Genomic DNA, 13,381 nt, shown 5'->3' with positions numbered 1-13,381 from the left:
TGGACCTCGCTACCCCGGAAACCATCTCGCGCCCCTGGCTGGCCCACTATCCAGACGGTGTGCCGCACGACATCGATCCCTCACAGTACCGGTCTCTGGCCGCACTGCTCGAAGAGTCTCTGAAGAAGAACGCCCGGCGACCAGTCACTGTCTGCATGGAGCGCTGGATGACGTACGGAGAGCTCGATGAGCACAGCGCTGCTCTGGGCGCATGGCTGCAGGCCCGAGGCCTTCCGGCCGATGCGCGCGTCGCGGTCATGTTGCCCAACATTCCGCAGTTCCTCGTCGCGATGACCGCCATCATCCGCGCTGGGTTCACGGTGGTGAACGTCAATCCGCTCTACACGGCGCGCGAACTGGAGCACCAACTCCGGGACTCGGGCGCCGAGGCCATCGTGATCCTTGAGAACTTTGCAGCAACGCTGGAAGAGGTGATCGAGCACCCCCCCATCCGCCACGTGGTCGTTGCCAGCATGGGGGACATGCTGGGCTTCTGGTACGGGCGCTGGATCACCTTCGCCGTGCGGCACTTGTCGAAAATGGTCAAGCCATATCGGCTGGCACTGACCGGTGCGACCGGCCCACGCACCATCGTCAGCTTCCGCCAGGCCCTGGACGAGGGCAGCAGGCTGTCGTTTCGCGCGAGCCAATCCTGCCACGACAACACCGCCTTCCTGCAATACACAGGCGGCACCACGGGGCTGTCCAAGGGAGCGGAGCTGACGCATCGCAATATCATCGCCGCCACTTTGCAAGCCGAAGCCTGGTTCCGCCCGGCGCTTGGACGAATCGGCGATGTGCGCAACATCAACGGCATTGCCGCCTTGCCGCTCTATCACATCTTCGCTCTGACCCTGTCACTTCTGGCGATCCGTTGGGGCGCCCACATGACCCTGGTTCCCAATCCGCGCGATGTGTCCAGGTTCGTCGAAACCCTGTCGAAGCGACCTTTTCATCTGCTTCCGGCGGTCAACACACTGTTCAATGCGCTGCTGCAGAACCCGCGCTTCAGGCAGCTGGATTTTTCTTCTCTGCTGATGTCGCAGGCTGGTGGGATGGCTGCCTCCGAAGGCACAGCTCGGCACTGGATGGCCGTCACGGGCTGCGCGATGGTTGAAGGCTGGGGCATGAGCGAGACCTGCGCCATTGGCACCAACAACCCGGTAACCAGCCGGCAGTTCAGCGGAACGATCGGCCTGCCCTTGCCCGGCATTGACATCGCCATCAAGGACGAGGCCGGTGCCAGCCTCCCTGTCGGCGAGTCCGGAGAGATCTGCATCCGGGGCCCCAACGTCATGCGCGGCTACTACCGACAACCTGAAGAAACCGAACGCGCGTTCACGGCAGATGGGTTCATGCGAACCGGCGACATCGGCGTGATGGACGAACGCGGTTACACCCGCATCGTCGATCGCAAGAAGGACATGATTCTGGTGTCCGGGTTCAATGTCTTTCCCAGCGAACTCGAGAATGTGATTTCGTTGTGCCCGGGCGTGCTTGAATGCGCCGCGGTTGGTGTCGAGGACGCCAAACAAGGCGAGGCGGTCAAGGTCTTCGTGGTTCGTAGCGACCCCACACTCCGGGAGGAGGATGTGGCCAGGTTCTGCCACGACAACCTCACCGGGTACAAGCGGCCCAAATACATCGAGTTTCGCGATGAGCTCCCCAAGAGCAATGTGGGCAAGATCCTCCGCCGCGCCCTGCGCACCTGACCTCAGGGCGTCCACTCGTGCTTTCTTCAACTGCCCGTGAGCGCCTCACCCGCATTGGTGCAACGCTGTTTGAACGTGGATGGCTTTCGTCTAACAACATCCTGATCACAGGTTCCAGCGGAGCCTCGGCGCTCATCGACTCCGGCTACTGCACCCACGCCGACCAGACCGTGGACCTAGTGGAAAAAGGGCTTGGAGGAAGGCGCCTCGGTTTGCTCCTGAATACACATCTTCACAGCGATCACTGCGGAGGCAATGCCGCACTGCAGCGCCGTCACCCCGCTCTGCAAACGCTGATTCCTTCAGGGTCGGCAGAGGCGGTTCGGCTGTGGGACACCGAAGCGCTCAGCTATGCCAGCACGGGACAGCAGTGCCCTCGCTTTTCATTCGATGGCGTTGTTCGCCCGGGAGAGAAGCTGCGGCTCGGGGACTGGACGTGGGAAGTCCACGGTGCCAAGGGACACGATCCACACGCGATTGTTCTTTTTCAACCCGACAACAGTGTTCTTCTTTCTGCTGACGCGCTCTGGCAAAACGGCTTTGGCGTGGTGTTTCCGGAACTCGAAGGTCTATCCGCCTTTGACGAAGTCGGAGAGACCTTGGATTGCATCGAGTCGCTTTCGCCAGCAGTCATCATTCCGGGACATGGTGGTGCGTTCGACGACCTTCAATTGGCGCTGGAGCGAGCGAGAAGCCGCCTGCGGCGTTTCATGGAATTCCCTGAACAGCACCTGAGGCACGCACACAAGGTGCTTATCAAGTTCAAGCTGCTCGAATGCAAGAGCATCAACTTTCAGCACCTGCTTCGATGGGTTGAGCAGACCCCGTATCTCGCCAAGGCCGCATCGTCTAAAGAACCAGCACGCACACAATGGCTCGAAGAGCTGATTTTTGACCTAGAGCGCAGTCAAGCCATCAAGCGCGAAGGCGACTTGATTCTCGATCTCTAGAACACCAAGCTCTGTTTTTTATGCTCAAAAAGCAAAAGGCCCCAAGTATCTCTACTTGGGGCCTTTCTCAATAATAGCCTGACGATGACCTACTTTCACACGGGAACCCGCACTATCATCGGCGCAAAGTCGTTTCACTGTAGCAATGCCCCGCAACTCACGTTGCGAGGCATTGTGCACAGCTCTTCAGCGTCTTGTTAGTGTTCTGACACGGACTGAAGAGGGCCCTTTCTTTCGGGAAGGGTCAAAGACCCGGGCCGTCAGCCGCCCTTCTTCGAACGCTTGCCGGGGTTCTTCTTGCTGCGAGTGGCGACACCACGCTCCAGGCTCACGCGCTGGCCGCGGCCGGGGGTGGGCAGCACCAGACCATTGGCGGCGGTGGGACGGGGAGTGGCTTTGCGGTCGGCTTCGGTGACGATTTTGTTGCCCATGTCGGTCTCAAGGGAAAGTTGGTTGGAAACCCCGTATTGGACCACATGACCACGTCCCCCATGGGGCGCCTGGCCGGAGCGCTAAGCTCACACGATGTTTGCGCTGCTCAAGACCTACTCCTGGCAGGAACTGCACCACCACCCATGGCGCACGGCCGCTGCCGTGGTGGCGGTGATGCTGGGCGTGGCCCTGGCGCTGGCGGTGCAGCTGATCAATGCGTCGGCGCTGGCGGAGTTTTCCGGGGCGGTGAGCGCGGTGAACGGTCAGCCCGACCTGTCGCTGCGCGCGCGCCAGGGTGGGCTGGACGACGCGCTGCTGGAGCCGGTGGCGCAGGCACCCGGTGTGGCCGCCGCCAGCCCGGTGCTGGAAGTGTCCACTTCGGTGCTTCTCGCCAATGCCCGGCGCCAGGGCGTGCGGCTGGTCGGCGTGGATGCCCTGTCGGTGGCCGCCGTCTCACCCGCGCTGATGCCGAGGCCCACGCCGCGCGACGATCCGGCGGGCCGGGGACGCTTCGAGCTGTTTGCCCCCGATGCGGTGTTCCTCAACCCGGCGGCGAGCCAGGCGCTGGCACCCTCGGGCGATCTGCCGGCCACGCTGCAGGTGCAGAGTGGCCTGGAGCGCGCGACCCTGCGGGTGGCCGGCAGCGTCAACGCACCCGGCGCGCCCTTGCTGGTAATGGACATCGCGGCGGCGCAGGCGCTGATGGGGCGCGTCGGAGAAGTCAGCCGCATCGACCTGCGCCTGGCACCAGGCACCGACACCCAGGCGCTGCTGCGTGGGCTGGCCCTGCCGCCGAACGTGGTCGCACAGCCCCCCGGCCAAGCGGGGGAACGCGCCGACAACCTCTCGCGCGCCTACCGGGTCAATCTGACCGTGCTGGCGCTGGTGGCCCTGTTCACGGGCGGCTTCCTGGTGTTCTCGGTGTTGTCGCTGTCGGTCGCGCGGCGCCAGCAGCAGATTGCGCTGCTGGGCGTGCTGGGCCTGTCGGCGCCGGAGCGGCTGCGTCTGGTGCTGGCCGAGTCGGCGGTGCTGGGCCTGATCGGCAGCGCGCTGGGCGTGGCGCTGGGCACCGGCCTGGCTGTGGCCGCGCTGCGGCTGCTGGGAGGCGACCTGGGTGGCGGCTACTTTTCGGGCGTCGCACCCTCGCTGCACTGGAGCACGCCCGCCGCCCTGGTCTACGGCGCACTGGGCGTGGTCGCCGCCCTGGTCGGCGGCTGGTGGCCGGCGCGCGCCGCCGCCGCCATGGCGCCGGCCCTGGCGCTGAAGGGGCTGGGGGCATCCGGCCCGGTGTCCCGGCGAAGCCACCGGCTCGCTCTGGGGCTGATGGTCCTGGCCGCGGCCCTGGCCTGGGCTCCGCCGGTCGCGGGCATTCCGCTGGCCGCCTATGTGTCGGTGGGGCTGCTGCTGGTGGGCGGCATCGCGGCGCTGCCGCTGGCGGTGGGCGCTCTGCTGGACCGCGTGGCGCCCCGTGTGGCCAGGCTGGCCCTGCCCCTGCTGGCGGTCGAACGCTCGCGGCGCCTGCGCGAGACCGCCGCCGTGGCCACCAGCGGCGTGGTCGCGAGCCTGGCGCTGTCGGTCGCGCTGACGGTGATGGTCGCCAGCTTCCGCGACTCGGTGGCGCAGTGGCTCGACGGCGTGCTGCCGGCGCAGCTGTATGTGCGCAGTGCGGGCAGTGGCGCGCAAGGGCAGGCCCTGCCGCCGGACTTCGTGGCCGCGGTGCGCGCGGTGCCGGGCGTCGACCGCGTTGACCCGCTGCGCGCCACCGAGGTGCTGGTCGACCCGGCCCGGCCGGCGGTGACCCTGCTGGCGCGGCCACTGGTGCACGACGACACCGGCGTGCCCGGCCAGCGCCTGCCCCTGGTCGGCGACGCGGTGATCCCGCCGGTGGGCGCGGTCGCGGTGTACGTGAGCGAGGCCATGGTGGACCTGCACAGCGCGCGCCCGGGCGGCGCGCTGGACGCGCTCGCCCCGGCGTTCCCGACCCTGCCGGCGGGCACCCGCTTCTTCGTGGCCGGCGTGTGGCGCGACTACGCGCGCCAGCACGGCAGCGTGGTCATCGACCTGGCCGACTACCAGCGGCTCTCGGGCGACCGCCGCGTCAACGACCTCGCCCTGCACCTGTCGCCCGATACCGACGAAGATGCGGTGCGCGAGGCGGTCCGTGCGCTGGCGCAGTCCGCGGGCGCACAGGACCTGATCGAGTTCGCCTCGGCGGGCCAGATCCGCGCCACCTCGCTGCGCATCTTCGACCGCAGCTTCGCCGTCACCTACTGGCTGCAGGCGGTGGCGATCGGTATCGGCCTGTTCGGCGTGGCGGCCAGCTTCAGCGCCCAGGTGCTGGCGCGGCGCAAGGAGTTCGGGCTGCTGGCCCACCTGGGGCTGACGCGCCAGCAGATCCTCGGCGTGGTGGCGCTCGAAGGCCTGTCGTGGACCGCCCTGGGGGCGCTCGCCGGCTTGGCGCTCGGGCTGGCGGTGAGCGTGGTGCTGGTGCACGTGGTCAACCCGCAGAGCTTTCACTGGACCATGGAGCTGTCGCTGCCCTGGTGGCGCCTGCTGGCGCTGTGCGCCGCCGTGGTCGCCGCCGGCACGGTCACGGCCTGGCTGGCCGGGCGCGCCGCCGCCGGCCGCGATGCGGTCCAGGCGGTCAAGGAGGACTGGTGATGGACGGTCTCACGCGCCGCGCGCTGATCGCCGCCGGGCTGGCGGCGCCGCTGCCTGCGCTTTCACGCGATCTGGTGCCGCGCCCGCTGGTGTTCCCGCGCGACCACGGCACCCACAACGACACGCGCACCGAGTGGTGGTACCTGACCGGCCACGCGAAAGACGCCAGCGGTCGCGAGTTTGGCTTCCAGATCACCTTCTTCCGCAGCCGCGTCGATGGCACCGAGGCCCTGCCTGGCCGTCTCGCCGCGCGCCAGCTGCTGTTCGCGCACGCCGCCATCACCGACGTGCAAAGCGGCCGGCTTCTGCACGACCAGCGCATCGCGCGCTGGAACGGCGAACCGCCGGCGCGCACCAAGCGCGCGGCGTTCGCCAGCGCCGAAGACACCCATGTGGCGATCCGCGACTGGTTCCTGCGCCGCGAGAACGACGGCCGCTACACCACCCGCGCCCCGGGCGACGAGCTGCAGATCGACCTGGAGGTCACGCCCACACAGGCCTGGCTTCTGCAGGGCGACCAAGGCTTCTCGCGCAAGGGCCCCGAGCCATCCCAGGCCAGCTTCTACGTCAGCCACCCGCAGCTGGCGGTGCGTGGCACGCTGGACCTCAAAGGACAGCAGTTCGAGGTCCAGGGCACGGCCTGGCTGGACCACGAGTGGAGCGAGGCGCTGATGCACCCCGATGCGGTGGGCTGGGACTGGTTCGGCATGAACCTGGAGGGAGGCCACAGCATCACAGCCTTCCAGCTGCGGCGCGCAGACGGCAGCAAGCTCTGGGCGGGTGGGTCCTTCCGCGCCGCGGGCAGCGCCCAGAGCCCCACCGACATTTATCGCTTCCGGCCCGGGGAACTGGACTGGGTGCCGCAGCGCCACTGGACCAGCCCGCGCACCCGTGCGCGCTATCCGGTGGAGTGGATGGTGCGCACACCGGGCGACTTCTACACCGTCAAGGCGGTGATCGACCCACAGGAACTGGACGCCCGGGGCAGCACCGGCACCGTGTACTGGGAAGGTTTGTCCAACCTGTTCGACAGCAATGGAAAACGCGTCGGCCGCGGCTACCTGGAGATGACCGGCTACGCGAAACGCCTGGTGCTCTGAGCACACAAAGGCGGCGGGCGGTCTCAAAAAGGGAGAAACCCCTAAAACGCGCTCACTCGTTGCAACCCATAACGGTTTTACCCATAATGTTGCGCTGCACCATGGGTACCACCACTGCTCCCCTGCAAGTTGGCCTTGAGGACCTCCTCGGCGACATGCAACACGCCCGCCGCACCGGCGACATGGGCCGCCTGGCCCTGTTGGCCTACTGCGAGGTGCGCCGCTGGGCCCGCCAGGCCGGCGAGCCCGAATTGGCTGATCGCTCGACCGCACTGATCACCCGCCACCCCTATGCCAGCCGCGACCAGTTCATGGCACAGATCGACGACCTGATCGGTGAACTGGAACGCGCCCACTCCCGGGTCATCGGTCGCCACGCATCGCTGTAAGCGAAGCCGCCGTCGAGCCGGCACACTTGGGGCATGAGCACCCCCTCGCCGGCAGACCGCCCCCGCGCCACCACCCCCACATCCCTGAGCGGCCTGCTGCCGTTCCTGCGGCCCTACCGCTGTCAGATCGCTGGCGCCCTGCTGTTCCTGACGCTGGCCGCTGTGGCCACGCTGCTGTTTCCGCTGGCGCTGCGCCAGCTGATCGACGGCGGGCTGGTGTCGGCCGACCGCGGCGACCAGACCATGGCCCTGCGCGGCCACTTCCTGCAGTTGTTCGGCGTGGCGGTGCTGCTGGGCCTGTCGTCGGCGGTGCGTTTCTACTTCGTCAGCTGGATCGGCGAGCGCGTCACGGCCGACCTGCGCAATGCCGTCTACAGCCATGTGCTGCGCCAGAGCCCGCAGTTTTTCGAGACCACGCAGACCGGCGAGGTGCTCTCGCGCCTGACCACCGACACCACCCTGGTGCAGACCGTGGTCGGCTCGTCGATGTCGATGGGCCTGCGCAACGCGGTCACCGGCATCGGCGCGCTGGGCATGCTGATCTGGACCAACCCGTACGTGATGACGCAGGTGCTGCTGATCCTGCTGCTGGTGGTGGCGCCCAGCATGTGGTTCGGCCGGCGCGTGCGCAAGCTCTCGCGCGCCAGCCAGGACCGCGTGGCCGATTCCAGCGCCATTGCGGCCGAGGTGCTCAACGCGATTCCGGTGGTGCAGAGCTACGCGGCCGAAGACCGCGAGGCGCAGCGCTTCTCGGCCTCGACCGACAGCGCCTTCCTCACCGCTGTGCGGCGCAGCCGCGCCCGCGCCGCGCTGATCGCCTTCATCATCATCAGCACCGCGGCCCTGCTGCTGTGGGGCCTGTACCAGGGTACGCAGGCGGTGATCGCGGGGCAGATCAGCGCCGGCCACCTGGGCCAGACCGTGGTCTACATCATCATCCTGGCGGGCGCGGTGGCGGTGCTGGGCGAGGTCTACGGCGACCTGCTGCGCGCGGCCGGCGCGAGCGAGCGCCTGATGGAGCTGCTGGCGCTGCGCTCGCCGGTCCAGTCGCCGGCGCAACCCGTGTCGGTGCCCTGGCCGCAGGGCGGCAGCGCGGTGCGCTTTGACAGCATCACCTTCCACTACCCTTCGCGCCCGGACCAGGCCGCCCTGTCGGACCTGACGCTGGACGTGGCACCGGGCCAGACCGTGGCCCTGGTCGGTCCCAGCGGCGCCGGCAAGACCACGGTGTTCGGACTGCTGCTGCGCTGGTACGACCCGGCCGCGGGCACCATCACGCTGGACGGCACACCGATCCAGCGCATGGACCTGCAGGCGCTGCGCGGGCGCATCGGCATCGTGCCGCAGGACCCGGTGATCTTCTCGAGCAGCGCGATGGAGAACATCCGCTACGGCAAGCCCGGCGCGAGCGACGAGGAGGTGCGTGCCGCCGCAAAGGCGGCGTTTGCCGACGAGTTCATCACGCGCCTGCCCGAGGGCTACGACACCTTCCTGGGCGAGCGCGGCGTGCGGCTTTCGGGCGGCCAGCGCCAGCGCATTGCGATCGCGCGCGCCATGCTCAAGAACCCGCCGCTGCTGTTGCTGGACGAGGCGACGAGTGCGCTGGACGCGCAGAGCGAGCGCATGGTGCAGGCGGCGCTGGAGTCGGCGATGAAGGACCGCACGACACTGGTCATCGCGCACCGCCTGGCCACGGTGCAGCAGGCCGACCGCATCCTGGTGCTGGACCACGGCCGGCTCGTGGAGCAAGGCACGCACGCCGAGCTGGTGGCGCTCGGTGGGGTGTATGCGCGGCTGGCTGCTCTGCAGTTTTCTTCCTGAGTTCTTGTTGGTTTGATCGCCTGCACCTCGCGCAGGGTGATGGCGGCAGCCCCGTGCTCCGGCCCACGCTCGCCGTCGGAGGAACGGGTTCGCAACCGCTGCTGCGTCAACACCGGTACCGCTCGCACACTCTGTGGCAACGGCGAATGGGGCCTGCGCCCGGGGCTGCCGCCATCACCCTGAACCAACGCACGAGCGCACCACGGACAACGCAAGCTCAAACCTCACTCGGGGCAGGTGGTGCGGGTGGACGGGCGCAGTCCCCATTCGCGGTTGCCCACGCGCTGGATCACCACAGAGTCGTTGACGAAGTGCCGCAGGCACACCCGCGCAGACCCCCGCGAGGTGGGACGGAGAACGACCACCCGCACCACCTGCCCTTGCCAGCAAAGCCAGAGCGCCGAAGGAAAAACGTCAGAGCAAGAAGTCAGACGTGGTGACAAGCCACCAGCCGCCCTTCAACTTCGCGCAACAGCGGCAACTCGGAAGAACAACGCGCATCCGCCCGAGGACAGCGCTTGTGAAAAGCACAGCCAGAGGGCGGATTCAGCGGACTCGGCAGCTCGCCCGTGATCGGGATTTTCTTCTGCCGCTGCGCCGGATCGATCGACGGCGTCGCGGACAGCAGCGCCTGCGTGTATGGATGCAGTGCACCCGCAAACAGCTCGGCCTTCGGCGCCGACTCCACCACCCGCCCCAGGTACATCACCATCACATGGTCCGCGATGTGCTCCACCACCGCGAGGTTGTGCGAGATGAACACATAGGCCGTCTGCAGCTGCTCCTGCAGGTCCATGAACAGGTTCAGCACCTGCGCCTGGATCGACACGTCCAGCGCCGAAGTCGGCTCGTCCGCCACCAGGATCTTGGGCTGCAGCACCATCGCGCGCGCAATCGCGATGCGCTGGCGCTGGCCGCCGGAGAACATGTGGGCGTAGCGGTCGGCGTGTTCGGGCCTCAAGCCCACGCGCTGCAGGATCTCCTGCACTTTCTGTCGGCGTTCGTCCGCACCCAATGAGGTGTTGAGCAGCAGCGGCTCGGCAATCTGGGTGCCGATCTTCTGGCGTGGATTGAGCGAGGCATACGGGTTCTGGAACACCATCTGCACCTGGCTGCGCAGCCGCTTGTACTGCGCGCGGTCCCCCGGCACGACCCATTCACCGCCGACCTGCAGCCGGCCCTCGGTCGGCTCCTCGATCAGCGTGAGCTGGCGCGCCAGCGTGCTCTTGCCGCAGCCCGATTCGCCCACCACCGCCAGCGTCTGGCCGGCGGCAAGCGAGAAGGACACATCGACCAGGGCCTTGACGGTCAGCTTCGGTTTGAACGCGCCCTGCGACACACCGTAGTGGCGCGTCAGCGACTCGGCCTGCATCACGGGTGCAGCGGACGGACTCATCAGTGATTGGTTTGGATTGTTCATCACACCACCTCCTCGGCCACAAGGGGGAAGAAGCAGCGCACCTGGGTGCCCTCATGGGCGAGCAGTCCGGGGCGTTCGATCTGGCAGCGTTCCTGCACCTTCGGGCAGCGCGGTGACAGCAGGCAGCCGGCCGGCCGGTCGTGCTGCCCGGGCACGATGCCCGGCAGCGTGTGCAGGCGGCGCGCGCCGCGGCTGTGCTCGGGCACGCTCTGCAACAGCGCCGCGGTGTAGGGGTGCGAAGGCGTGGCAAACAGCCGGTCCACCGGGCCTTGCTCGACCACCTGGCCCGCGTACATCACGGCCACGCGCTGCGCCACTTCGGCCACCACCGCCAGGTCGTGCGTGATCAGGATCAGCGCCATGTGATGCGCCTGCTGCAGCTGCACCAGCAGCTCCATGATCTGCGCCTGGATGGTCACGTCCAGCGCCGTCGTCGGCTCGTCGGCGATCAGCAGCTTGGGGTTGCAGGCGATCGCCATGGCGATCATCACGCGCTGCGCCATGCCGCCGGAGAACTGGTGCGGGTAGCTGTCGAGCCGGCTTTGCGCGCCCGGGATCTCGACCATCTGCAGCAGTTCCAGCGCCCGCGCGCGTGCCGCCGCGCCGCGCAGGCCCATGTGCTCGCGCAGCACCTCTTCGAGCTGGTAGCCGACGGTGAAGCAGGGATTCAGCGAAGTCATAGGGTCCTGGAAGATCATGGCCATGTCCTTGCCCAGGATCTTGCGCCGCTGCCGGTCGCTGATGGTGAGCAGGTCCTGGCCGTCGAAGTGCAGGCGCTGGGCGGTGACCCGGCCCTGCCCCGCGAGCAGGCCCATCATCGCCATCATCGAGACCGACTTGCCCGAACCCGACTCGCCGACGATGCCCAGCACGTCGCCCTGGTTCAGCTGCAGGTCGAGGGAATCGACCGCGCGAAAACCGCGGCCCTTGGCGCCGAACTCGACGCCCAGTTGTTGAATGTCCAGAAGGCTCATGTTGGTGTTCCTTGCCCGTTCATGAGGCCGACTTGAGTTTGGGGTCGAGCGCGTCGCGCAGACCATCGCCCACCAGGTTGATCGCCAGCACCGACAGCAGGATCGTCAGGCCCGGCAGTGTCACCACCCACCAGGCGCTCTCGATGTAGTCGCGCGCCGAGGCGAGCATGGTGCCCCACTCGGGCAGCGGCGGCTGCACGCCCAGGCCGAGGAAGCCCAGCGCTGCGATTTCGAGGATCGCGGCCGAGAAGCTCATGGTGGCGTGCACGATCAGTGGCGCCGTGCAGTTGGGCAGCACGGTCACGAACATCAGGCGCAGCGTGCGCGCGCCCGACAGCCGTGCGGCCGTGACGTAGTCGCGCCTGAGCTCGCTCATCGCCGAGGCGCGCACCAGGCGCACATAGGCCGGCAGCGACACCAGCGCGATCGCAATCATGGCGTTGACCAGACCCGGACCAAGGATGGCCATGATCGCCACCGCCATCAGCAACGAAGGCAGTGCCATCACGATGTCCATCACGCGCATGATGGTCGAATCGACCCACTTGCCGGCGAAAGCCGCCACCAGACCGAGGATCACGCCCGGCACCAGTGCCATCAGCACCGACACCAGACCCACCAGCAGCGACAGCCGCGCACCGTGGATCAGCCGCGAGAGCAGGTCGCGGCCGAGCTCGTCGGTGCCCAGCAGGAACTGCGAGCTGCCGCCGGCCCAGACGGGGGCCTGCAGGAAGTGGTCGCGGTACTGTTCGATCGGGCTGTGCGGTGCGACCAGCGGCGCGAACAGCGCCAGCAGCACCACCACGGCCATGAACAGCAGACCGGCCACGGCCCCTTTGTTGAGCGAAAACGCCCGCCAGAATTCTCTGAAATTCATGAGGTCACCCGGATGCGAGGGTTGGCCACACCGTAGAGCAGATCGACGGTGAAGTTGGTCAGGATCACGAGGGTGGCGACCAGCAGGATGCCGTTCTGCACCACGGGGTAGTCCCGCCGTCCGATCGCTTCGATCAGCCACTTGCCGATGCCCGGCCAGGAGAAGATGGTCTCGGTCAGCACCGCGCCGCCCATCAGCGTGCCGACCTGCAGGCCGACCACGGTGAGCACCGGAATCAGCGCGTTGCGCAGCGTGTGCACGAACACCACGCGCGTGGGCGACAGGCCCTTGGCGCGTGCGGTGCGCACATAGTCCTCGCGCAGCACTTCCAGCATGGACGAGCGCGTCATGCGCGCGATCACCGCCAGCGGAATGGTGCCCAGCACGATGGCCGGGAGGATCAGATGGCGCACCGCGTCCCACCAGGCCCCCGCGTTGAGCTCGGGATCGGCCTGCTCGGCCAGCCAGGCGTCGATCAGCATGAAGCCCGTCTGCGGCGGCACATCGAACATCAGGTCGAGCCGCCCGGACACCGGCGTCCAGCCCAGCCCGACCGAGAAGATCAGGATCAGCAGCAGGCCCCACCAGAAAATCGGCATCGAATAACCGGTCAGCGCACCCGTCATCACCGTGTGGTCCAGCCAGGTGCCGCGCTTGACGGCCGCGAGCACGCCTGCGATCACGCCGAACACCAGCGCGATCAGCAGCGCGCACAGCGCGAGTTCCAGCGTGGCCGGGAACAGCGACTTGAACTCGGTCCAGACGCTGGCCTGGGTCTTGAGCGACTGGCCCAGGTTGCCCTGTGCCAGATCGGCCAGGTAGCGGCCGTACTGCACGTACAGCGGCTGGTCCAGCCCGAGCTTCTTGAGCGCGGCGGCGTGCATTTCGGGGTCGAGCGTGCGCTCGCCCATCATGACCTCCACCGGATCACCCGGGATCATCCGGATGAGCGAGAAGGTCAGCAACGTGATGCCCAGAAAGGTGGGTATGAGCACCAGCAGTCTTTGGAGAAGGTATCTCAGCATGAGAGAACACTCCTTGTTGT

The 13,381-nt window shown here is 67.5% G+C and carries 12 protein-coding genes; 6 read left to right on the top strand and 6 right to left on the bottom strand.

The window, feature by feature from the left end; genetic code table 11:
* The first annotated feature begins 23 nt into the window (after positions 1–23).
* Both DD542_RS20150 and DD542_RS20145 read left to right on the top strand, forming a co-directional pair.
* The gene (locus tag DD542_RS20150) at positions 24–1,712 is read left to right on the top strand and encodes an AMP-binding protein (RefSeq protein WP_127807453.1); all 1,689 of its coding nucleotides are present in this window, start codon (positions 24–26) and stop codon (positions 1,710–1,712) included.
* A 17-nt stretch (positions 1,713–1,729) separates the two neighbouring features.
* Positions 1,730–2,662, top strand: coding sequence for an MBL fold metallo-hydrolase (locus DD542_RS20145; protein ID WP_241559608.1), 933 nt, complete (start codon positions 1,730–1,732; stop codon positions 2,660–2,662).
* Between the two features lie 260 nt (positions 2,663–2,922).
* On the opposite strand, the gene DD542_RS23620 is transcribed toward DD542_RS20145, so the two are convergent.
* A complete protein-coding gene (locus tag DD542_RS23620; RefSeq protein WP_164868444.1) occupies positions 2,923–3,093 on the bottom strand; it encodes a hypothetical protein in 171 nt (56 codons plus the stop codon).
* A 94-nt stretch (positions 3,094–3,187) separates the two neighbouring features.
* Between DD542_RS23620 and DD542_RS20140 the strand changes: the two genes are divergently transcribed.
* The 4 genes from DD542_RS20140 (at position 3,188) to DD542_RS20125 (ending at position 9,065) form a co-directional block, all read left to right on the top strand.
* Positions 3,188–5,755 carry an FtsX-like permease family protein gene (locus tag DD542_RS20140; RefSeq protein WP_127806845.1) on the top strand — a complete coding sequence of 856 codons (2,568 nt, stop codon included), beginning with the start codon at positions 3,188–3,190 and terminating at the stop codon, positions 5,753–5,755.
* Positions 5,755–6,855: a carotenoid 1,2-hydratase gene (locus DD542_RS20135; RefSeq protein WP_127806844.1), complete on the top strand. Its 1,101-nt coding sequence runs from the start codon at positions 5,755–5,757 to the stop codon at positions 6,853–6,855. Before DD542_RS20140 ends, DD542_RS20135 begins: the two co-directional genes overlap by 1 nt.
* 155 nt (positions 6,856–7,010) lie before the next feature.
* The gene (locus tag DD542_RS20130) at positions 7,011–7,244 is read left to right on the top strand and encodes a hypothetical protein (protein WP_079366922.1); all 234 of its coding nucleotides are present in this window, start codon (positions 7,011–7,013) and stop codon (positions 7,242–7,244) included.
* A 33-nt stretch (positions 7,245–7,277) separates the two neighbouring features.
* Positions 7,278–9,065, top strand: coding sequence for an ABC transporter transmembrane domain-containing protein (locus DD542_RS20125; protein ID WP_127806843.1), 1,788 nt, complete (start codon positions 7,278–7,280; stop codon positions 9,063–9,065).
* 224 nt (positions 9,066–9,289) lie between these two features.
* Here DD542_RS20125 and DD542_RS23615 read toward each other — a convergent pair whose 3' ends face one another.
* From DD542_RS23615 to DD542_RS20105, 5 genes are all read right to left on the bottom strand, one after another.
* Positions 9,290–9,430, bottom strand: coding sequence for a hypothetical protein (locus DD542_RS23615; RefSeq protein WP_164868443.1), 141 nt, complete (start codon positions 9,428–9,430; stop codon positions 9,290–9,292).
* Between the two features lie 62 nt (positions 9,431–9,492).
* A complete protein-coding gene (locus DD542_RS20120; protein WP_127806842.1) occupies positions 9,493–10,461 on the bottom strand; it encodes a dipeptide ABC transporter ATP-binding protein in 969 nt (322 codons plus the stop codon).
* A 23-nt stretch (positions 10,462–10,484) separates the two neighbouring features.
* Positions 10,485–11,459, bottom strand: a complete 975-nt coding sequence (locus DD542_RS20115; protein ID WP_127806841.1) for an oligopeptide/dipeptide ABC transporter ATP-binding protein — start codon at positions 11,457–11,459, stop codon at positions 10,485–10,487.
* 19 nt (positions 11,460–11,478) lie between these two features.
* Positions 11,479–12,336, bottom strand: a complete 858-nt coding sequence (locus tag DD542_RS20110) for an ABC transporter permease subunit (protein WP_127806840.1) — start codon at positions 12,334–12,336, stop codon at positions 11,479–11,481.
* Complete coding sequence (locus DD542_RS20105; RefSeq protein ID WP_127806839.1) at positions 12,333–13,361, bottom strand: ABC transporter permease subunit; 1,029 nt, start codon at positions 13,359–13,361, stop codon at positions 12,333–12,335. Before DD542_RS20105 ends, DD542_RS20110 begins: the two co-directional genes overlap by 4 nt.
* Positions 13,362–13,381: the final 20 nt, after the last annotated feature.

This window comes from Hydrogenophaga sp. NH-16, assembly GCF_004006415.1.
GTDB lineage: Bacteria > Pseudomonadota > Gammaproteobacteria > Burkholderiales > Burkholderiaceae_C > Hydrogenophaga > Hydrogenophaga pseudoflava.
The sequence above is the reverse complement of the archived record's forward strand: the minus strand, read 5'-3'. Positions and strand labels throughout refer to the sequence as shown.